Below are 20,181 nucleotides of genomic sequence, written 5' to 3' on the forward strand. Positions count from 1 at the left end.
CATCGGAATCTGCACGAAAGGCAGCCCTATGCCCGTCATGTCCCAGCCTGAAACCAAGATGCCGGATGCCGGTCAGGTGGATGCCTGGCGTCAGGCCGTGCGTCAAACCACCTTTGCCAATTACCATTTCGAGATGGGATTGGCCTTGGCACGCACGGGGGAAACAGAGCGGGCAATGGAGCAACTTGAGAAGGCCCTGACACATTGGCCAGCGCACCATGCCTGCCGGCAACGCTTGATCCGGATTCTGGGGGAGACCTCCCCACGCGGACGGGATTTGAGTGCTGCTGGACAGCGAATTGATCCGGACTTTGCTCGGATCGGCCAAATCACCCTGGCCCTCTCGCTCTTGCAGCAAGACCGTCGCGACGAAGCTCTGTCAGAAGCTGATCTTGCCCTGGCGATCGCACCGACCGACATCCATGCCCTGCTGGTGCATATTCCTGCCGCAGCAAGGTGCGGCAAGGTAGCCGCGGCGGAAACATCCCTCAAGGCTCTCGATGACCTGGAGCTCTCGCATATTCCCATGGAAATACAGGAGTATCTTGAGATATGCGGCAATGAATTGATCAACAATGGCAAGCTTGCAGAAGCCAGGATCGTCTTGTTATCCCTACGGAAATTTGAGTCCGGGAAAGCAGATATCCTCAAGATGTTGCCCTTCCTGGGGCAGGCAACCGGCCATCTCCAGGAGGCCATCAATTTTTTTCTAGACGGGCTCAAGAAATCCCCAGACGACGCCAACCTTCTGACGGATATTGGCCAAACCTATTTGGCAGGCGGCGATATCTCCACGGCACTGAGCTATTGTGAGCAGGCGGTAACTCTGACCAGCGATGATCCTGTTCGGCGCGCCCTCAATTCCCTGGCGCTGGTGCAGTTGGCGGCTGGGCATCTGCAGGCGGCTAGCCAGACCGTGGAGCGGACTGGCATTACCAAGCAGGACGCCTCTGGTTGGACGGCAGAGCAGTTCTTCTCGGCATCGATTCTGGGCCTGATCCGGTTGCAGGATGGAAATCTGGCGCTCGCCGAAACCGCCCTGCGTACCGCCCATGCCTTGGCTCCATCGGATGATTGGGCGGCCAGTTGCCTGGGAGCCTTCCTGCGCCGCATGGGGCGCCCGCAGGAGGCCGCCCCCTTCTTTCGTGAAATCGCCCGCCGCAGGCCCGAATGGGCCGCTTTCCTGGCTCAACTGCGGCCAAGCATCCTGCCAGAACTGCGTGCCGGATTTGCCGCGGAAGGGATTTGTCTGGATTTGGGCTAAGTTTACCGCCATTTACCCCGGCGCGATGCCCTGCGCTTCCGGCGGACCGCCAAGCGCCAGCAGGGGAACGGGCCGGTGGTGCGCGCGCAGGGCCCAGACCAGCCGGGATAGATTGTGGCGTTCGCCCCTAATCAATCGTCCTGCGAGAGACCAAGGCTCGCCTTCGACCTGAACTGCCATCACCTGTGCTTGAAAGTGTCCGCCAGACAAGCACAGGCCCAACCGTACCAACAAGGCAAGCAGCCCAATCAACGGTCGCCGGATTGCCCGTAGGAGGCTGTTTTTTCGTCCATACCAAGCGGCATAAGCATCGGCGAATAGTATCTGCAGAGCCAACCTGTCAAGCCATCCGCAAAATTTTGGCATCGCCTGGACCTGGGGGATCGGCCGCGTGCCGGTAACTTGCCGGGCTCCGGTTTTGAACCACACGATCTTACCGTCGGATGTGGTCTCCAGCAGAAGGGGATCCCAGCGGATGTCGATCCATTCGGCGATGGCTCGCATGACCTGTTCGGTTCGATTATGCATATCCTCGAATCGAATGGCGCGGATGTTCCGATCTGCGGCAGCCGGAGAATTATGGCCGGTAAGCCGAAGGTAGTCCAGGAATAGTCTGGGTGCAGTCACTGTGGTGGGCGGACAGGGGAGGCTGTCGAGCGTGGCGGACAACCAGGAATCATAGGTGCGCAACGGCTCTCGCACTGTCATAAGTACTTGAATTGGTCCCAGGATATTTTCATAGAATTCCCAATGATAGTTTTGAACATTATGAGCCTGCCAGATTATAACTGGATCTGGTTCGACTCTCATCTGTCCAGCGGCGGCATAAGCGGTGTGGATCGCGGCGAACATGGTCCGTGGCGTCAGTGCCCCCCGTTCCGCCAAACCGGCCAGAGCCTGCCGGAACTGCGTCCGGAACTGCGCCCGCGGCACGCCTGCCGGCCATTCGCCGAAAGGACCTAACCGGATGTAATCGGCCGCCCGCGCTTCTTGGGTGTCGCTGAACAGGTTGGGGAACCAGTTACAGAACTCTGTCACAAATGGGTCGAGCAGGCAGCCCTCGCCAAACTCCCCCTCCTCTGCCCTGACCAGAAACAGGGCGATGAAATGTGTCATCCAGTGCGAACTGTGGGGCGGCAATGCCAAGGTCTGCGGATGACCATCCAGTAAGTTCGACAACAGATAAGAACCGCTGCGTCCCCATAAGCCGACCGCGACGATCCGATTTACCCGCTCGGGCCTGTGCAATGGGCTTGCCTTTTCCATCGGCATGGGAACGAGCAGGTCAATGGCATCAGACGCGCCCCCATCTAGTCGGAAGCGGTCCAGAATTTGCCGGATCCGGTCCAAAGGCGGCACGTCATGCCAGTCGAGCAAACGACCAGCGGGGGTACTCAGCCGATAGACAATGGAAGCGCGACCGTCCCAAAGGGCCGGAAACCCCTGGCGACGCAGGTCGGCGGCAATCTGTGGTGCATGACTACTGGCAATGACGATCGGACGATCATGCCGCTTTGGCACTTGCTGCGGCCGAAAAATGGGAAGCTGGCGCAACTGTCCCGTAGCGCTACGATCAACAAATCCCTCAATGACGATATCTGGACGCTGCCACAGGGAATCATGCACTAGGCGGGCACCCCGCCCGGTACCGAAAATGAAAAGCCGGCTTCCCCAGGGCAACAGGGTGGGGTCAAAATCCGGGATCTCCACGGACGCACTGCTACTCATGACTCCTCGTGTCGAGACTGGGAAAATCCTCTGAAGGGCAAGGGGTGGGGCGTGTCCATTCGGGCCTGATAAAGTGCCAGATCGTCGGCACTGTCCACTTCGCCCCAGGAACTTCCGATAGGCAGGGCCGTCACCGGCAGGCCCCGTTGTATCAGCATGCGCACCAAGGAGGTCATGTCAAGCCGGGCGGCCGCATCGGATAGCAGAGCATGCCGGCATTCCTCGGCCAAGGTCCAGGCTTCGGGAGTGAACCTCAGCAATCCCATATATTGACCATTTACCTCGACCAGACTGGTTGGCTTGCGCCCGATATCACGGAGGGTCCGATCGGCATTCAACTGGAATGTCTCCGCATCCGCCAGCGGATCCCCAAAACGGTCTGTCCAGAGGGCTTGCCAAGCGGGGTCATATGTCATGGCAAGGGGGCAAGCGGGAGCCTCAATAAGGAGGCGTGGAGCTTCCGGCGTGTAGAAAATGTCGGTGTAGCTGATAATGCAGGGCGCCTGCCGGAGCACATCGCGGGCCAGTGCCAGGGATGCCACCATATTGGTTTGTGCCCAGCCAGGGTTGTCGATCAGATACAGTCCCCGCCCCTCCAGGCATTCCCCCTTCCATCCCCGGACTGCCCAGATTTCTTCAATTCCAGCAGCATGCAGGGCTGAAATCTGATAATCCAGCAGGGAATGGCCGCCCAGTTCGACTAGGCATTTGGGCCTGCCCTCTGTCAGGTTTCCCATGCGGCTGCCACGGCCCGCCGCCAGCAAGATCGCGCGCATCAGCCGTCCTTTCCGAAAAAGCTGACCAGCATAGAGATATCTTCCAAGTGAAAGGGACTTTCCCGCTCAGGGTGCCACATGATGCCGGCGCAGGGCAGGGTCGGATGCTGAACCGCCTCCACCACGCCATCTGCCGATCGGGCCGTCGCCTCCAGGAAGAGGCCTGGGTCCAGTGCTGCCCTTTTGTGGAAGGAATTCACCGGTTGGGTATGGCCATCTGTCCAATAGATCGTATGGCTGCGGGCCACATGGCCAGCTATCGGTACCAGGGGGGCTCCAAAATGGTCAAGGATCACCTGCATGCCACGACAAATGCCGAATACCGGCAGTCCGCTGGCCAGGGCCTTGTCCAGAAGCCTGTATTCCGTTGCATCCCTTTCCGGCGCGTCGCCCCCATAGGCGACCAGATCATTGCCCCCAGACAGCAACAGACCAGCCGCTTTGTCAACCAGAGCCAGAGCGGCTTCAGGCTGATTGGGCAGAATCAATGGAGTGAAATTGCATCTGGCCAGAAACGGCCACCAGCGCTGATCCAGCCCGTCGCGGCGCTCTCCATGGCCAGGATGGATATCCACACGCTGGGTTATGGCAATGCTCTTCATCGGATCACTTGAACGAGACGGTTGGCGGCATCAATCTCGAGGACGGAGGCAGCGGACCAGCGGCGAAACAGGACTTCGCCAGCCCCGATTACCGCCGGAATACCCAGTTCGCCAGCCCGGATCGCCATATGCGAATTGACACCACCATAGGCGGTGATGAAACCACAAATCCCTCGATGGAAAATCCAATCGAATCCCGGATCCGCGCTGGGAATCATGACGATGCTGCCGGGCATGCGTTCCGGTTGGTCCACGCTGGTCAGATGGCCCGTGACACGGCTGCGGGTGATGAAATTGGGTTGGTCTGTTTTCAACTCGAATGCCCAGGCATCCTTTGGCCCAGTGATCAGGGGTGGAAGACGCAGCTCCTGAGTGCGGCCATACATCTCACGCCCCTGTCGGATGGAGCGGGCCATAGCCTCGGAAACATCCAGATTGCCAGTATGGATATCATACAAACAATGTATGTCCAGATACGAGAGATCATCCAGACTGAAGCCAAATCGCTGACCCAACCGTCCCAATACCGCCAGGGCATCAGAAAGGCTTTGTGTAAAGACGAATTTCGCATACTCACGCCCGCGGATGCCAGTCTCCAAAAAGTCGAACAGGGCGACCACATCACCTTTCAATCCGTGATCTTGAAGCAATTTTCCGATCTGGCGCAGTTGTGCCAGTGAGAGTTGGAAAGGCGGAGCAGATGGCTGGTGAGTAACTCCTTCCCCCATTGGGAAAGAAGAGGGGAAATAAAGATCCGGAGCCTCATCATAGCGGGGGGATAGAATATCATAGGTTCCGGGTCGCAAATGACCGTAGCGCGCCAGGAACCGTTCCCGATCCAAAGATTGCAGATCCCGACCCAAACGGGCCGATATCGTGTCCAGACCGGCAATAAACTCCTGTTGCGCCTCTGGTGATAAGACTCCGATGGTGACCAACGAAGCCAGCATCTGCACGGCGATAAACCCCCCACGCGCCAGACCGGCAAATGGCAATGTGCCGTATCTTTTGCAATCCTCCAACAACCAGTAGATCCGAGCCACATCGTCCAGATCGGAAGACATGATGGTTTGCCGTCGTTGAACTAGCGTCTCGATACGGTTCAGATCCTGTCGGCACAGGCCCTGCTCCCGGTCGATGACATGGTTGGTTAGACGGCGCAGACTGTCGGTCAGCGACTCCACATCCTCCTGGGTAAATCCCTGGGCTTTCAAAGTCTCCATCCTATCCGCGATGTTGAAAGTATAGCAGGAATGGACAATTTCGAACTCAACCTTGTCATGCAGGTGAGGGGCTGAAATCAAAGAGTCGATATAGAAATTGACCAGTTTCTCCGCCAAAGGCTGCTCAATATCTGCGGGAACGAATGAATTAAAGCTTACCCTGACATCAATATAGGGAAGTCCACAGAAACTAACCAGAAGCGGAAAGCTCCGAAGATTCCTGTATCCATAGTTGTGTCTTTGATAAGCCCATATCGAGTCTGTGATGATCTCACGGTAAAGCGACAGGGCAAGCGGTCGGGGCCGTGTCCCTATGATTTCCGCCGGATTCCAGTCTGGCATTATTCCGAATACAGTACGACGGCCATGCAGATAAGGGTGTGGCCTGGTTGCATGGTCGATGCTTGCAGCAATGCCGGCGACGGATCGCTTCTGGCTGTCCGGGTCCAACTCTTTTCCTGTCCGCAGCACCAGAGGGCGGGCCTGCAGCAGGAACAGGCGCTCGCCCTCCTTCCCCTTTGTCAGCGCAAATTCGATATCAACAGGCCCGCCGCCCGTCAGACGGGCCACTTCCCCGACAAGAGTCCGGACCTGCTCCAGCGGTCCACGGACCGGAGCGGCCCCAACGGAAATCACCTGCGTTTTCAGCCCCTGACCTTGTCCACCAGTAACAGAAGAGGCATCATCCCCCTCATCATAGTTGATGATGGTGTAAGGAGCGCCTGTATCCGGATCATGACTGAATGCAACACCACTCAACCAAACCGCCATCAAGAGTGGCTGAATTAACACTTCTGATCCAGTGGGGATCGGCTGTCCATAGGAAGAGATTACGTCTGATACCGCCGATGGCAGGTCCGTAATCTTCACGTTCTTGATGGATTTATAGTGCCCGGCATTCGATCCACACGCCCCATCCTCGTTTCCCGCACTGCTGCGAACGATCAGAGACTTCTGGGCCCAAGGCAATACCGCCAGCCGGTCGATGACAACTGCGGCATTGGCCTGCCAGTCCTCCACCGGGAAACGAAAAATGGGCAGAATTTCCGCCCCGGTGAGGCAGGAGGCCAACGCCTCCAGCGTTGCTGCTTTCCCAGTCATGAAAATCGGTTTTTCGGAACCGGCCATGCTTTGCGTTACCGACGTTCCGCCGCCCACAAGCGGGTGACATAGGGGACCTGTATTTCGTCCAGCTTCAACTCATCAAGAAGGGAATCTATGGCGGCCAGGATCTTCGGAAACTGTTCCCCCGCCTGACGCTGCAAGGTGGCATGACTCCGCCAGGCGTCACGCCAATCTGCAAGCGGCACACGCTGAATTAAGCAGGCCTCAAGGCGATGCACGGGGCCGAACAGGCCGCTGGCATCGATGATGCCGGTCTGATCCTCACGACGCAGTCCGTAATCATAGCCTGGGATAGTTTCTGCGATCATTGTCTCGATCCGGGCCTGTAATGGATCGGACAGATCGCGATGGTTCCACATGCAGGCAAACCAGCCTCCGGCATGCAATAATCGCGCCGCTTCGACGAGAGAGGCATGACGGTCGGTGACATTGAAGGAAGAACCGAAGGTTACCAAGTCGAAACTATCCGACGGTTGACCGCTCACCTCTCCGGTCCCGACATGCCAGCGGACATTGGATAGACATGAGGTGCGATCAATTCCGATCGCTCGCATCGCATCGTTCGGCTCCACCGCAGCAACAGATAGTCCCCGGGCAGCCAAAGCAAGGGTCAGGTGTCCCGTACCGGCACCAATGTCGCAGGCAGCCGTACCCGCTTTCAGCCCAGCAAGGGAAATCAGGTCGTCAATCGCACGATCAGCGTAAGGGGGGCGCTTTGAATACTCAGGTGCCAAAGTCGTGTAATCCCATGCAACAGACATGCTCAAGTCTCTTTCACGAAAAAGGGGATGGTTTGGTTTGATTTTGCTAAGTGACCGCAAAAGCTCTATCATAGCCCTGTGAATATCGGTATCGCCATGATTGTATATCACAATGTCAGGGCTGTCCGGAAGCTCCGGGGCCAGATGCATCCCCATCACCGGACTTTCCGACTGATATACTCCGCGTTGATCTCGCGACTTCAGGACGTCCAACGGGACAGATAGAAAAATCTCCACATAGTCAGGGAAATTCGCCCGGTTCCACCGGTGTATTTCATGAAACATGGAGATGGTAGAGCAGACCACATCCATCCCTTGGCGAGAAATTTCCCGGCACAGGCCTGCATATCGTCTGGCAAGCGCTCGCCTGTCTTCCCAGGAATAGTCTCCCCGTTGCCCCAGCAGGTCACGCAAGGCGTCTCCATCCAGATGCACCACCGAACGTCCGCGTTCTCGCAGCCAGTCGGCAAACTTTCCTGCTAGGGTTGTTTTTCCGGCTCCCGACAGTCCTGTAATCCAATAAACAGTACCGGAGATCAGCGGATGCATGCGGATACCGTATTCTGCTGGTGAAGCGGCAGTAAAGATCTCAGTTCCTCAATGAGTCTCTCCAGACTGAAAAGGGGTGGTGCGGCCGAATAGGCAACACGGTATCGTTGCAAAGCATCGTGATTGGACAGGGCTCTCTGCACCGCCCGCCCCAGATCAGCACCCCCGCCGCCATCCCATATCAACCCGATTCCTTGCGCGCGGACGATATCCGAGCATTCCCGCATTTCCGCATGCACCAGGATGGGCAATCCAGCCTCATGATAGTCGGAAAACTTGCTGGGCATTCCCATTGAAAAATACGCAGGTCGCGCGACAACCGCTGGCTGGTACGGGATCACGCCGACATGGGCATGTCTCAGATAGGCGGCCATCCGCTCGAAATTCATGGCTCCAAGAAATTTCACCCGATCAGGGTTTCCTCTTGTGTTCAATGCCTCCCGCATCCGAGCTAGATAGGAGCCGTCCCCTATAACAATTATAAATTGACCGTCTGTCAGGTGGGCACTGGCCTCCATGAGATCTTCCAGACTTCGTTCAGCCGTCAGGTTGCCAACGAAAAGTGCAACCTGCGCATTCGCCTGCAACCCGCACTCTTGCCAGAACCTGCCCAAGTCGCTTTCATCAGGGGGAGGAGAATGAGTAAGTTTTCTTTGCAGGCTAGCGGCCGTATAGAGACATGCGAAATATGTCCCGGTTTCCGCCCCCATGGCTGTCGCCAGATGGGTTCCGCAGGTCAGCCGATGATCACATTCGGGATAAAGAAGCCGCTCCAACTGCGCCATGGCCTCCTGCCGTTGTCTGTTGTGCGAATTCCACACCCGTTCCTGTTCAGCCCACCATTCATGGGCATCATAAATCAGTGGACATCCGTAACGTCGGGATACATGCACCCCCGCCGCCAGCATTGGCAAATCCGCCACCAGCACGAGGTCAGGAGGGGACAATTCGTTGCTGGGCATCAAATGCGCCGCCAAGCGGCGAATTGGCCGGGAGGCCGGGAGGTCTTTCCAGATCAGATCATAGGCTTGGTCAACCTCAGAGGAATGCTGGAAAATATCAGGATTGACGATTTGCAAAGGACGGCCGTCGACACTCCCCTGCCCGCTGGCTGGGTCAAAGGACCAACGCTTTCCATTCTGTGAGGACAGGAGGCCTTTCTCACGAAAACTGACGGGGCAATCGAAGCACCAATTGGCAAAAGCTCTGCTAATTAAATCAGGGCGAAGTTCTTTTACGGCATAGAAAACCGCCGCCCCCTGATGCAGGCGGCTTGCCGCAACATTGATCAGGGCGATATTATCAGAAATAGAATCATAAACAAAAACGGAAACAAAGTCCTGCGAAAATCTGCGTAGCTTATTAATAAAAACCAGAACTGTTCCGTCATTTTTGAAAAAACTGCTAAATGACCACCCTGTGTTAATATATCTTTCTAAAGCATTAATTTGGGAGCCGCGCTTTATAGCCTGACGGAGCGGTGACAGGAGACGGGTAACACTAGCGAACGGGCAATCATCAAACGACCGGAACCGAAGCGATATGGTCTCCCACGAGAATGCGGGGGCTCGAATATCCCTCTGCCGTTGCTGGATTCGCGACGGCAAGACAACATCATGGAACAACTGAACATTCCAGCCCAATTCCTGAAACGCGGCAATCGGGGCGAGAATACGGCCGCCGCCATGTCCCTCATGCGTTACCAACCAAACGGTCGGGGGCCGCCTCATCGCTTGGAAACCGTTTGGGTTCATGGAGCAATTTCCGAGAGTGACCTGAAAGCCTAGCCTTGTGCTTGGCCTAAACTGGGTCAGCATCTTGATTCAGCTCCCCCTCGGCAAGAGGAAAGTGATCTGCCCTCGTGGACTGAATATCCGCTTGCATGTAACTCTGGAAACTCGGCTCCGGGCCGCGTAACTATTGTCAGCAGCGCCCTACACAGGATGGGGCAGGTCCTGCCAAGAACGTTCAGATGCCCTTGCGGGGCGGATGGCAAAGAAAGACTTTCAGCATGAAAAATTTTGCCCTTACCGGTATTGCCGGTTACATAGCCCCCCGCCACCTGAAGGCAATCAAGGAGACTGGGAACCGACTGATCGCTGCCTTGGACCCCAATCAAAGTGTCGGTATCATCGACAGTTATTTCCCCGATGCCCATTTCTTCACTGAGTTCGAACGCTTCGACCGGCATCTCGACAAGCTCCGGCGCAGCGACCGGGGGATCGATTATCTCTCCATCTGTTCCCCCAACTACCTGCACGACGCACATATCCGCTTCGCCCTGCGCAGCCACGCTGACGCCATCTGCGAAAAGCCCCTGGTGCTCAATCCTTGGAACATCGACGGTCTAGTCGACCTGGAGGCGGAGTCCGGACGGCGTGTCCACACCATCCTACAGTTGCGCCATCATCCGGCGATCCTGGCCTTGCGCGACCGGGTGGCGGCAGCCCCGCCCGGCCGGGTGTTCGATGTCGACCTGTCCTATCTGACCTCGCGCGGGAACTGGTATTTCGCCAGTTGGAAGGGGCGGGACGACCAGTCCGGAGGCATCGCCACCAACATCGGCGTGCATTTCTTCGACATGCTGGGCTGGATCTTCGGGCCTAGCCGAGCCAATCGAGTGCATATGCTGCGGCCCGACGCGGCGGCGGGCCTGCTCGAGTTCTCCCGTGCCCGGGTGCGCTGGTTCCTGTCCATCAACGCCGATCATTTGCCCGATGCCGCCAGGGCGAGGGGACAGCGCACGTGGCGCTCGATCACCATCGACGGGACGGAACTGGAGTTCAGCGAGGGCTTCACCGATCTGCACACCGTCAGCTACTCCGAGATCCTGGCCGGACGGGGCTATGGGCTGAAGGACGCCCGTCCTTCCATCGAACTGGTCCATGCGATCCGCAATGGCCAACCTCTTGGCTTGGAAGGGGATTACCATCCGCTTGCCCGGCAGCTCGGTTGACGGGGCTCGAACCATGACAGAATCCCTGACTGAAACTGGCTGGACCGCCCATTCCTCGGCCATCGTCGACGACGGTGCGCGGATCGGCGCGGGCACCCGCATCTGGCATTGGACGCACGTGTGCGGCGGTGCTGTGATCGGCGAGGACTGCTCTCTTGGGCAGAACGTGTTCGTCGCCAACCTGGTGCGCATCGGCAACCGGGTGAAGATCCAGAACAACGTCTCGGTCTATGACAGCGTGGTTCTGGAAGACGGCGTGTTCTGCGGACCGTCCTGCGTGTTCACCAACGTCGTCAACCCGCGCGCCGAGATGCCGCGCAAGGATGAATACCGCGATACCCTGATCCGCAGGGGCGCCACGCTGGGGGCCAACTGCACCGTTGTCTGCGGTGTCACCGTGGGCGAATATGCCTTCATCGGGGCCGGTGCGGTGGTCACCCGCGATGTGCCCGACTATGCGCTGATGGTGGGGGTGCCGGCCCGCCGGGACGGCTGGATAAGCAGGGCCGGCGCGCGGCTGGGAGCCGATCTGGTCTGTCCGATCGACGGAACGCGCTATCGCTTTTCCGGTCCCGAGCAGCTGGAGCCGATGCCATGACGGCCATCCCCTTCATCGATCTGGCCGCCCAGCGCCGCCGGCTGGGTGCGCGCCTGGACCGGGCTATGGAGCGGGTCCTGGACCATGGCGGTTACATCCTGGGTCCGGAGGTGCAGGAGCTTGAACGCCGTCTCGCCGGGTTCTGCGGTGCCCGCCACGCCATCGGCTGCGCCAACGGGACCGATGCCCTGGTGCTCGCCCTCATGGCCAAGGGGGTCGGGGCCGGAGATGCCGTCCTGGTGCCATCCTTCACCTTCGCCGCCTCCGCCGAAGCCGTGGTCCTGGCCGGCGCCACCCCGGTCTTCGTCGATGTGGGGGAGGATTTCAATCTTTGCCCCGCCAGCCTGGAGACGGGGCTTGAAACCGCCCGTGCCCAGGGGCTGAGGCCGATGGCGGCGGTGGTGGTCGATCTGTTCGGCCAAGCCGCCGACTATGGGCGGATCGGCGCCGTCTGCGCCGGGCATGGGCTTTGGATTCTCGCCGATGCCGCCCAGTCCTTCGGCGGCATCCATCCCAAGGGAAAGGTCGGGACGCTGGGGACGATCACCACGACCAGCTTCTTCCCGGCCAAGCCGCTCGGCTGTTACGGCGACGGTGGCGCGCTGTTTACGGACGACGACGATCTGGCGCGGACGCTCCGCAGCCTGCGGGCGCATGGTCAGGGCGGCGACAAATACGACAACGCCCGAGTCGGACTGAATTCCCGATTGGACACGCTTCAGGCCGCCATCCTGCTGGAGAAGCTGGAGATTTTCCCCGACGAGATCAAGGCGCGCAACCGCATCGCCGACCGCTATGCCGAAGGACTGGGCGATGCCCTCTGCGTGCCTGCAACAGCGGACGGCATGACCTCGGTCTGGGCGCAATACACGGTACGCGTCGGCGGCGGCCGGCGCGACATGCTGGCGACTCGGCTGAAGGACGCAGGCGTTCCGACGGCGATCTATTATCCCAAGCCTCTGCATCGGCAGACGGCCTACTGCGCTTTTCCGTCCGTCGGCAGCCTGCCGGTCAGCGACCGCCTGTCTGCGGAGGTGCTCAGTCTGCCGATGCACCCCTATCTGGAGCCGGCGGTGCAGGACCGCATCATCCGGACCGTCCGCGACACCTTGGCGGCATGACCGGATCACAGGCTGCTTTTCCCCCGCTGTGCCAGCGGGCATGATCGGGACCTATCCTCGGACAACGCCACATGAGCATGATGACGCCACAGCATTCCCTTCCCGATCCGGCCTTGCTGACCGAACGTTTCGAGGCTCGCCGGGGAACCGTCGCCGTCATCGGGCTGGGCTATGTCGGACTGCCGCTTCTCCTGGCTTTCGGGCAGGCCGGCTTCAATGTCATCGGCTATGACATCGCTCCGGAGAAGGCGGAGCGACTGATGCGCGGCGACTGCTACATCCAGCACATCGATTCCACCCCGCTGCGCTCACTCTTGGATTCCGGCAGGCTGAAGGCCACCGCCAGAATGGCGGATCTGGCCGGCGCCGACGCCGCCATCATCTGCGTGCCTACCCCGCTGACGGCACAGCGCGAACCCGATCTCAGCTATATCGAGAAGACCGCGGCGGCCCTGGAGCCCTATCTGAAGCCGGGCCAGTTGGTGGTGCTGGAATCCACCACCTGGCCTGGGACGACGATGGAGGTGATGCGCCCGATTCTGGAGCGGGGCGGTCTGGTCGCCGGGCGCGATGTCTTCCTCGCCTATTCGCCGGAGCGCGAGGATCCGGGCAATGCCCGCTATTCCACCCGCACCATTCCCAAGGTCGTCGGCGGCGACGGCGAGATGGCAACCGCCATGGCTGCCGCCCTGTACCGCCAGGCCATCGGCGAGGTGGTGCCGGTCAGCAGCACTCAGGTGGCGGAGGCGGTCAAATTGACGGAAAATATCTTCCGTTCCGTTAACATCGCCTTGGTCAATGAGCTAAAGGTCGTTTATTCCCGCATGGGCATCGATGTCTGGGAAGTCATCAACGCCGCCAAGACTAAGCCCTTTGGCTACATGCCTTTCTATCCTGGCCCAGGTCTGGGCGGCCACTGCATCCCGATCGACCCCTTCTACCTGACCTGGAAGGCCCGGGAATTCAACGTCAACACCCGCTTCATCGAACTGGCGGGAGAGATCAACTCCCAAATGCCGGGCTATGTGGTGGGGGTGCTGCAGAACGCTCTGAACGATCATGCTGGCGTGGCGCTCAGGGGTAGCCGGGTCCTGCTGCTCGGCATGGCCTACAAGAAGAATGTCGACGATGTGCGCGAAAGCCCAGCCTTCGCCCTGCTGTCCCTGATAGAAGAGCGCGGAGCGGTCGTCAACTATCATGACCCGCATGTGCCGGAGATCCCGCCCACCCGCGAGCATGCCCAGTATTCCGGGCGCCGCAGCGTTGCCCTGACCGCAGAGGCCCTGGCTGGCTATGGGGCGGTGCTGATCTGCACCGACCATGACGCCGTCGACTACGGGCTGCTGGAAGGCTATGCGGGGCTGATTGTCGACACCCGCAACGTGATGGCCGGCCGGCACGCCCGGGGGACCATCATCTCCGCCTAATCAGCCCCGCTCCAAGTCTGGCCGGCCCAAGGCGATCAGGCAGGGCGGCGGCAATCCGCCAGCCGCTGCCTGATCGCGCATCAGTCCCGCCAGCCGGTCGGCATAGCCCAGCGTCACCAGCACCAGAGGTAGGTTCAGACTAGCCATCTCGCCCATGTCCCGCACCGCCACCCCATGGAACAGGCGTGGCGGGACGAGATGGCCCATCAGGTCGGCATAGGCCGCCGGCTCCAGCCCGGCCTCGCGGGCGTAGCGGATGAAGTCCGGTCCCATCCCGCCGTCGCCGCCCACGGCCAAGATGCCGAAGCGTCCGTCCGTCCATCCCCGCAACCGCTCCACCAGCCCACGGCAAACCGGGCCATGTCCGCTCTCCAACCCCAGCCTGTCGGCCGGCTGGTGGAAGATCCCGGGAACCAGGCGGGTCAACGCGCCCTGCGGCCAGGGGGCGAGAGCCGGCCGCACCCCCAACGCCAGGGCCAGGACCGGCCCCTCCCCCATTTCTGCCAACGGCTGCACGGTTGCCAGGGCCGTGGCGTCGCAGAGGACGCGCTCCCCCTCCGTTCCGTCATTCTGGTCATAGGCAAGGCCGCCCAGGATGTCAGCCTCCTGCGCAGTTGGCCGCAGCAGTGCCGCGGCGAGAGGCAGGAGGGCCTGTACACCCGTCACCGCCATTTCTCTCCGCGCCGGATAGACGGCGGTCATCAGGCCGGCATAGCGGCGAATGCCCTGCTGCAGCAGAGCCAAAAGCTGCCGCTCCTCCCCAGCCGCTGGAGGTTGGGCCAAAAGCGGAACCACCCGTCCATCGGCATCCCGCCGATGACCCAATGTCGTGCCGTCCAGCCCGGTCAGCACCCGTTCCAGGATTTGCGGACTGCGATAGAGCACACGGCCCAGGACCATCCCCGTCCTGTCCTGTCCTGCAAAAATCTGGACTCTGATGCCGTCGGCAAGGGCGGCGACGATGTCGGCAACCGCATAGGCCAGGAAGATGCGGCAGCGCCGCCGCCCCTCCGGCAGCAGCCGGGCCACCGCGGCGGGCGTGCTGCCGCGCGCGCCGAGATCGACCAGCGCCACCGGCTCTTCCCGCCCCAGAACCTGCGCCAGATAGTCGAGCAGCCGCTCACGCGCCTCCTCCGCCAGACGTGCGGCGCGGAAACGCAGCTCCGGATCATCGAACAGGGTCAGCACCCGGTCAACGGCACTCCCTCCATCCGTCGCCGGCTTGGCCAGAAGTTCTTCCAGCGTCAGTCCGGCGAGGTCCAGCAAAGCTGCCGACACCGTCCCACCCGCTTGGACCAGCAGCCCGTCCCAGGGCAGATGCGGCCTTTCCCCCAGGATGCGGCGGGCCGCAGCGGCGTCCAACCCTGCCAACTCCAGCGGCATCAGCGCCTGACGGGACAGGTGGAGCGCCACCACCTCCATGGCATAGCCGCGATGGGCGATCCAGTCGCGCATCAGCGGAGCGAACAGCGCCGCCTCGCGCATCAGCGGGGCGATGCGGCGGATGTTCTGGCGCCGGCATTCCTCGACCACCCAACAGCAATATTCCGCCACCGCCGGTCCCAACACCAGGGCGCCGAACTCCAGCGGGAAGGCCTCGTCCTCCCCGTCCTCCCGTCCAGCCAGTGCGGCCAGCCGTCGGGGCGGGGGGGATGCCTCACCCGCCAGCCCCATTACGCCGCGCTCGCGCTCACGCAAGCGCGTCAGTCCTGGTCCCGGCACGTAATGGATCGCCTCAAGCCCGGCAGCGCGCGCCATGGCGACGTCGCCCAACGGATCATCCCCGATATGGATGATGCGTCCGGGAGGGATCCCGGGATGGGTGGCCAGCAGCAACCGGAACAGACCGCCGTCCCGTTTCGAGCAGCCCTCGGCACCGGAGACATGAAGGTGGCCATAAAGCTCCGACCCGATCCCGACTCCCGTCAGCAGCCGCGCCAGATCGGCAGGTGCCAGATACATGTCAGACAGCAGGACCACCGGGACCCCGGCTGCCGACAGGTCTTGCAGCACGGTCAGCAGCAGAGGATTGGCGAAGATGCATTCGGCCTCCACCTCCAGTTCCAGGGCGGCCAGCATCGCCGGATCGGCCGTTTTGGACAGGAGGTGGCGAAGTTCGGCATGTATGGCGGCGAGCCCCACCTCTGCGCTTGCGCCCCTGGTCCTTGCCCGGCGCTCCGCTTCCTCGCGTGCCAGACGGAACAGCACGGGCGTCAATCCGGGATCGATCAGCCCTGCGGCGCGCGCCCGCTCTCCCACCACCTCGAACAGGTCGCCAGGCTGCTCCAACCGGCGCAGCAGGAGGGTGTCGAAGACGTCGAACGACACCAGCAGAGGCTGGCGGTCGAGAATGGTGGACAGGTTCATAGGAGCTGGCCGGGATCGTTAGACAGAGGGAGCGACGGGAAGCGCCGCCCATCTTCCTTCGTCAAGCGGAGGTCGGCAAGCGGACGCAGAAAAGCCGTTGCTCCCTCCTGCTCCCCTACCCCACGATCTTCCACGACCCGTCCGCCTGGCGGCAGGCGGTGCCGAAGGCCTGTTCGGTGCGGCCGCCGACGACGATGGTCTGCTGGAACTCGCGGCAATAGGAGCCGGACCCGTCATAGCCGTCGCGAACCGGCACGACGGTGCCCTGGTTGCCGGACTGCGGGTTGTTCCAGCTGATCCGCTGGCCGATGGGCGCGCTGTAGGCCTGATAGGCGGCGCGGTCTGCATATTGCTGGTCGGCGTGGTCGAGCGAAGCGCCGATCTCGCGGCCGGCGAAGGCGCCCAAGAGCGTGCCGATGCCGACCGCCACCAGCTTGCCCGAACCGCCGCCGAAGCGCGACCCGATCAGGCCGCCGGCGACGGCGCCGCCGACGGTGCCGACCCCCTCCTTGGTCCCCATCGAGCCGGTCTGGCAGCCGGCCAGTGCGGTGGACAGCGCAAGCACAGCGACGGCAGCGATACGGGTGGGGCGGATGTGGGCACGCATCGGAGGCTCTCTTTTCCGAGGATTGTTCCCCGATCATAGCGCAAGCGCTGCCGTTTGTGCAGACGTCCTTGGCGGAACGCCTGCCACCAGGGCACAGCGGCGTTCCAGGTCGACCTCATCAATTCCACCCAGCTTGCGGAGCCATGGAGCGAGGGGGTGCGTTCAACCTCCGCGACATCGGTCCGCCCGGCCGTCACTGCCGACCGTCGGGGTCAGGTCAGGAGGCTCCGCCCTGCCGCATCTGGGCGGGCAGGATCTGCGGCGGCAGGTGCTGAATACCGGGATGGCCCGGCGGAAGCCAGATCAGTTCCAGCGACGGAGACGTCTTCGCCAGGAGATCGAAGCCAAGCCGGTGGTAGAACCAGTGGACGCGCGTATCCACCTCGGCCACCGACAGGGTGATCGGAATGCGCATCTGCGCCGCAGTTCCCTGAAAGCTGCGCAGCAGATCGGTACCGATGCCCTTGCCGCGCGCCAGACGATGGATCTCCACCTCCGACACCCGCCAGTCGTAGCGGCCGAGATCCATGACGATCCGTCCCACCGGCTGTCCCGTCTTCTCGACGACGAAGTCGAGATGTTCCGGATAGCGGGTTTCCTGCCCCATGCGCCGCGCGCTGTACTGCTGTTCGTAGAGCGTCCGGATGAAGTCGCGGTCGTGGTGCGCCTTGCCCAGCCAGGGGCGCGCGTCCATGAACAGGCCCAGCAGGAAGTCATCGTCCGACGGGCGCGGGAAACGCACCGTCAGCCCGCCGAGCAGAGGCAGCGACCCATTCAGAACGGCCATCGGCCACACCCCTCCCGGTAGCATATGCGAGGGTTCTGCATAGCCGATGACGCGCATCCAACGCAAGAATCGCCACCCGGTCCATCGGCGCGCCATGCGGGTCGACGGAGGCAACGGCCGCTCTGCGCAATGATTCCCGCGCTGCCGGACAGACAAACGGACGGCCCCCCCAGCGGGACGCCCCGGATAGCTCACCGGATAGCACCGCGGCCCATTATACATATCAAAGTATGCAATCAGGGCGAGATCATCAAAAATTTTTGTGAAGAAAAGTAACTTTTTGTATCGGCCATTGCCACCCCATCAACCTGATAAGAGAGTGTGTCTGCATGCTTTTATCGCATTCGACGTGGTGACGCGTCCTCGAAGGGATGCCGCTCACAGCTCGTCGCAACGGGTTTCATATTCAGGAGGTTTCGCCATGGAAGTTTACCTCGGTCTGGTTTTCCCGTTCACCGGAGCCTACGCTCCGCAATACACGGCGCAGTGCTTGGGCCAGCAGATGCAGGTCGGTCAGAATCAGGCCCTGTTCGCGATCACCGGCGCGATGTATGGCGGCAACGGCACGACCAACTTCAACCTTCCGGACCTGCGCGGCCGCGTGATGGTCGGCTCGGGCACCAGCCCCTATCTCAACAACCAGACGCTCAATCCAGGGAACTTCGGCGGCGTCGCGAACAACACGCTCACCCAGCAGAACCTGCCGGCACACACACACGCCGCGACCTTCACTCCGGTCGGCAGCAGCACCAGCGCGACCGTCACCGCCGCCGCAGCCATCCCGCTGAGCACCGTCGTCGGCGGCAGCAACATCCCGGCAAGCGGCAGCAACTATCTGGGCGCCTTTCAAATCAACGACCCCAACGGCTCCGGCATCACCATGGAGGGCCCCTACAGCTCCGGCACCGCGCCGAACGGCTCCGCCCTGGTCGGTTCGGCCACCGGCACCGTTACGATGGGCGGACTGACTGGCACGGTCAGCATCGCGGCGGGCGGCGGCGTCACCAACCCGTCTCCGGTGAACAACATGCAGCCCTATCTGGCACTGACCATGCTGATCGTCACCAGCGGCATCTTCCCGATGCGCGACTGATCCGGACGTCTTCCCCGATCGTCGAACACCGGATGGACGGACGCGGCGCGTTGGCTCCGCATGACCGGAACGACAGCCGTGATTTCAGAACTTGAGCCCGGACCTTTGAGATGACCATCGACATTGCCACCATCTCTCACGAGATGTTCGCCCCGCATCTCGGCCAGACGTTCCGCTTCCTGGCCCCGGAAGACGGGTCCGTGATCATGGACGTCGAGCTGACGAAGCTGACGGTTCGTCCGGAATGCACGCCGCGCTGGGCGAAACGCACGTCCTTTTCGGCTCTGTTCGAAACCTACGGCCCCAGCCAGCTGTGGAACGGCAATTTCCAGATCGACCATCCGACGATGGGACCGCTGGGGCCATTCTACATCGTGCGCGTCATTCCGCGCGACCCCGAGCGGGGCTGCTTCGAGCTGATCCTGAACTGAGCCCCGGCAGCCAGGCGCCTTCGCACGACACCGCGCACCGTCCGTCCCAGCGCATCGTTTCCACCGGAGATTTCGCCATGGATTTCTACATAGGATCCGTCTTTCCATTCGCCGGCAATTTCGCCCCCGTGAACACGCAGCAATGCCTGGGGCAGGCGGTGAACTCCGCTCAATACCAGGCCCTGTGGGCGATCACGGCCGGGGCCTTCGGCAGCGCATCGAACAACTCGACGTTCAATCTGCCGGACCTGCGCGGCCGCGTGATGGTGGGGCCGGGCACCAGCCCCTACACCAGCAGCACGATCAACACCGGCAATGCGGGCGGCTCGCAGTTCACGGGGATCATCGGAAACAACCTGCCGGCGCACACCCACGGCGCCACCTTCCAGGGCGGCAGCGCGGGCGGCACCGTTCCGTTCAACGCGACAGTCACCGTGCCGCTGAACCCCGCGGTCGGCACCAGCAACATCCCGTCCTCCATTCCTGCCGTGCTGGGCGGACCGTTCATCGACCCGAGCACCGACGTGACCGTCGACGGACCGTACATCCACGCCGCCAACCTGCCGACGCCACCCACTGGAAGCTCGCTGATGGGGGCGCTCTCCACGCAGGCTATGGTCAGCGGAGGCCCCACGGGCGCCACCGTGCAGGTGAGCCCGGGAGGAGGCGTCGTGTCCACCCCGGTCCCGCTCAACAACCTGCAACCCTACCAGTCGCTGTTCTTCTTCATCTTCATGCTGGGCTATTTCCCGTCGCGTGATTGATA

General features: G+C 61.4%; 17 protein-coding genes. 8 read left to right on the forward strand and 9 right to left on the reverse strand.

All coding sequences use genetic code 11. The annotated features are described in order from the left end of the window. Positions 1–28 precede the first annotated feature (28 nt). A complete protein-coding gene (locus ACWPN3_RS08060) occupies positions 29–1,264 on the forward strand; it encodes a tetratricopeptide repeat protein (RefSeq protein WP_492243609.1) in 1,236 nt (411 codons plus the stop codon). Positions 1,265–1,276: 12 nt separating this feature from the next. On the opposite strand, the gene ACWPN3_RS08065 is transcribed toward ACWPN3_RS08060, so the two are convergent. From ACWPN3_RS08065 to ACWPN3_RS08090, 6 genes are read right to left on the reverse strand one after another with little or no spacing between them, the layout of a single operon-like run. Next, positions 1,277–2,974, reverse strand: coding sequence for a hypothetical protein (locus ACWPN3_RS08065; protein WP_492261224.1), 1,698 nt, complete (start codon positions 2,972–2,974; stop codon positions 1,277–1,279). A gap of 14 nt (positions 2,975–2,988) precedes the next feature. After that, positions 2,989–3,768 carry a phosphocholine cytidylyltransferase family protein gene (locus ACWPN3_RS08070; RefSeq protein ID WP_492243607.1) on the reverse strand — a complete coding sequence of 260 codons (780 nt, stop codon included), beginning with the start codon at positions 3,766–3,768 and terminating at the stop codon, positions 2,989–2,991. Next, positions 3,768–4,370 (reverse strand): gamma-glutamyl-gamma-aminobutyrate hydrolase family protein, encoded by a 603-nt coding sequence (locus tag ACWPN3_RS08075; protein WP_492243606.1) that lies wholly within the window; start codon positions 4,368–4,370, stop codon positions 3,768–3,770. Before ACWPN3_RS08075 ends, ACWPN3_RS08070 begins: the two co-directional genes overlap by 1 nt. Continuing rightward, positions 4,367–6,721: a PEP-utilizing enzyme gene (locus ACWPN3_RS08080; RefSeq protein ID WP_492261225.1), complete on the reverse strand. Its 2,355-nt coding sequence runs from the start codon at positions 6,719–6,721 to the stop codon at positions 4,367–4,369. The genes ACWPN3_RS08075 and ACWPN3_RS08080 overlap by 4 nt, the downstream gene beginning before the upstream one ends. 8 nt (positions 6,722–6,729) lie before the next feature. Then, the gene (locus ACWPN3_RS08085) at positions 6,730–8,028 is read right to left on the reverse strand and encodes an adenylyl-sulfate kinase (RefSeq protein WP_492243604.1); all 1,299 of its coding nucleotides are present in this window, start codon (positions 8,026–8,028) and stop codon (positions 6,730–6,732) included. Continuing rightward, positions 8,016–9,845, reverse strand: coding sequence for a glycosyltransferase (locus ACWPN3_RS08090; RefSeq protein WP_492261226.1), 1,830 nt, complete (start codon positions 9,843–9,845; stop codon positions 8,016–8,018). The genes ACWPN3_RS08085 and ACWPN3_RS08090 overlap by 13 nt, the downstream gene beginning before the upstream one ends. A 194-nt stretch (positions 9,846–10,039) precedes the next feature. On the opposite strand from ACWPN3_RS08090, the gene ACWPN3_RS08095 reads away from it, so the two are divergent. From ACWPN3_RS08095 to ACWPN3_RS08110, 4 genes are all read left to right on the forward strand, one after another. Beyond that, complete coding sequence (locus ACWPN3_RS08095) at positions 10,040–10,984, forward strand: Gfo/Idh/MocA family protein (protein ID WP_492243602.1); 945 nt, start codon at positions 10,040–10,042, stop codon at positions 10,982–10,984. A 13-nt stretch (positions 10,985–10,997) separates the two neighbouring features. After that, a complete protein-coding gene (locus ACWPN3_RS08100; protein WP_492243601.1) occupies positions 10,998–11,582 on the forward strand; it encodes an acyltransferase in 585 nt (194 codons plus the stop codon). Beyond that, positions 11,579–12,703: a DegT/DnrJ/EryC1/StrS family aminotransferase gene (locus ACWPN3_RS08105; RefSeq protein WP_492243600.1), complete on the forward strand. Its 1,125-nt coding sequence runs from the start codon at positions 11,579–11,581 to the stop codon at positions 12,701–12,703. The genes ACWPN3_RS08100 and ACWPN3_RS08105 overlap by 4 nt, the downstream gene beginning before the upstream one ends. A 71-nt stretch (positions 12,704–12,774) precedes the next feature. Beyond that, on the forward strand, positions 12,775–14,130 hold the full coding sequence (locus ACWPN3_RS08110) for a nucleotide sugar dehydrogenase (RefSeq protein ID WP_492243599.1): 1,356 nt from the start codon (positions 12,775–12,777) through the stop codon (positions 14,128–14,130). Here ACWPN3_RS08110 and ACWPN3_RS08115 read toward each other — a convergent pair whose 3' ends face one another. The 3 genes from ACWPN3_RS08115 to ACWPN3_RS08125 all read right to left on the reverse strand — a co-directional run bounded on the left by ACWPN3_RS08115 (position 14,131) and on the right by ACWPN3_RS08125 (position 17,891). Continuing rightward, positions 14,131–16,497, reverse strand: a complete 2,367-nt coding sequence (locus ACWPN3_RS08115; protein WP_492243598.1) for an HAD family hydrolase — start codon at positions 16,495–16,497, stop codon at positions 14,131–14,133. 115 nt (positions 16,498–16,612) lie between these two features. Beyond that, positions 16,613–17,104, reverse strand: a complete 492-nt coding sequence (locus tag ACWPN3_RS08120) for an RT0821/Lpp0805 family surface protein (RefSeq protein WP_492243597.1) — start codon at positions 17,102–17,104, stop codon at positions 16,613–16,615. Positions 17,105–17,321: 217 nt separating this feature from the next. Continuing rightward, positions 17,322–17,891: a GNAT family N-acetyltransferase gene (locus ACWPN3_RS08125; protein ID WP_492243596.1), complete on the reverse strand. Its 570-nt coding sequence runs from the start codon at positions 17,889–17,891 to the stop codon at positions 17,322–17,324. A gap of 421 nt (positions 17,892–18,312) precedes the next feature. On the opposite strand from ACWPN3_RS08125, the gene ACWPN3_RS08130 reads away from it, so the two are divergent. The 3 genes from ACWPN3_RS08130 (at position 18,313) to ACWPN3_RS08140 (ending at position 20,179) form a co-directional block, all read left to right on the forward strand. Beyond that, the gene (locus ACWPN3_RS08130; RefSeq protein WP_492243595.1) at positions 18,313–18,984 is read left to right on the forward strand and encodes a phage tail protein; all 672 of its coding nucleotides are present in this window, start codon (positions 18,313–18,315) and stop codon (positions 18,982–18,984) included. A 110-nt stretch (positions 18,985–19,094) separates the two neighbouring features. After that, entirely contained in the window at positions 19,095–19,415 is a 321-nt protein-coding gene (locus ACWPN3_RS08135; protein WP_109095380.1) for a DUF6916 family protein, read from the forward strand. Between the two features lie 77 nt (positions 19,416–19,492). Continuing rightward, on the forward strand, positions 19,493–20,179 hold the full coding sequence (locus ACWPN3_RS08140; RefSeq protein WP_492243594.1) for a phage tail protein: 687 nt from the start codon (positions 19,493–19,495) through the stop codon (positions 20,177–20,179). The last annotated feature ends 2 nt before the right edge of the window (positions 20,180–20,181 follow it).

This window comes from Azospirillum sp. UENF 111221 (assembly GCF_058780625.1).

Bases quoted from the DNA above. Each gene is read 5' to 3' on its own strand.
- ACWPN3_RS08060 (WP_492243609.1), top strand. From the start codon at position 29: ATGCCCGTCATGTCCCAGCCTGAAACCAAGATGCCGGATGCCGGTCAG.
- ACWPN3_RS08070 (WP_492243607.1), bottom strand. From the start codon at position 3,768: ATGCGCGCGATCTTGCTGGCGGCGGGCCGTGGCAGCCGCATGGGAAAC.
- ACWPN3_RS08075 (WP_492243606.1), bottom strand. From the start codon at position 4,370: ATGAAGAGCATTGCCATAACCCAGCGTGTGGATATCCATCCTGGCCAT.
- ACWPN3_RS08080 (WP_492261225.1), bottom strand. From the start codon at position 6,721: ATGGCCGGTTCCGAAAAACCGATTTTCATGACTGGGAAAGCAGCAACG.
- ACWPN3_RS08085 (WP_492243604.1), bottom strand. From the start codon at position 8,028: ATGCATCCGCTGATCTCCGGTACTGTTTATTGGATTACAGGACTGTCG.
- ACWPN3_RS08090 (WP_492261226.1), bottom strand. From the start codon at position 9,845: ATGCTGACCCAGTTTAGGCCAAGCACAAGGCTAGGCTTTCAGGTCACT.
- ACWPN3_RS08095 (WP_492243602.1), top strand. From the start codon at position 10,040: ATGAAAAATTTTGCCCTTACCGGTATTGCCGGTTACATAGCCCCCCGC.
- ACWPN3_RS08100 (WP_492243601.1), top strand. From the start codon at position 10,998: ATGACAGAATCCCTGACTGAAACTGGCTGGACCGCCCATTCCTCGGCC.
- ACWPN3_RS08105 (WP_492243600.1), top strand. From the start codon at position 11,579: ATGACGGCCATCCCCTTCATCGATCTGGCCGCCCAGCGCCGCCGGCTG.
- ACWPN3_RS08110 (WP_492243599.1), top strand. From the start codon at position 12,775: ATGAGCATGATGACGCCACAGCATTCCCTTCCCGATCCGGCCTTGCTG.
- ACWPN3_RS08115 (WP_492243598.1), bottom strand. From the start codon at position 16,497: ATGAACCTGTCCACCATTCTCGACCGCCAGCCTCTGCTGGTGTCGTTC.
- ACWPN3_RS08120 (WP_492243597.1), bottom strand. From the start codon at position 17,104: ATGCGTGCCCACATCCGCCCCACCCGTATCGCTGCCGTCGCTGTGCTT.
- ACWPN3_RS08125 (WP_492243596.1), bottom strand. From the start codon at position 17,891: ATGGCCGTTCTGAATGGGTCGCTGCCTCTGCTCGGCGGGCTGACGGTG.
- ACWPN3_RS08130 (WP_492243595.1), top strand. From the start codon at position 18,313: ATGGAAGTTTACCTCGGTCTGGTTTTCCCGTTCACCGGAGCCTACGCT.
- ACWPN3_RS08135 (WP_109095380.1), top strand. From the start codon at position 19,095: ATGACCATCGACATTGCCACCATCTCTCACGAGATGTTCGCCCCGCAT.
- ACWPN3_RS08140 (WP_492243594.1), top strand. From the start codon at position 19,493: ATGGATTTCTACATAGGATCCGTCTTTCCATTCGCCGGCAATTTCGCC.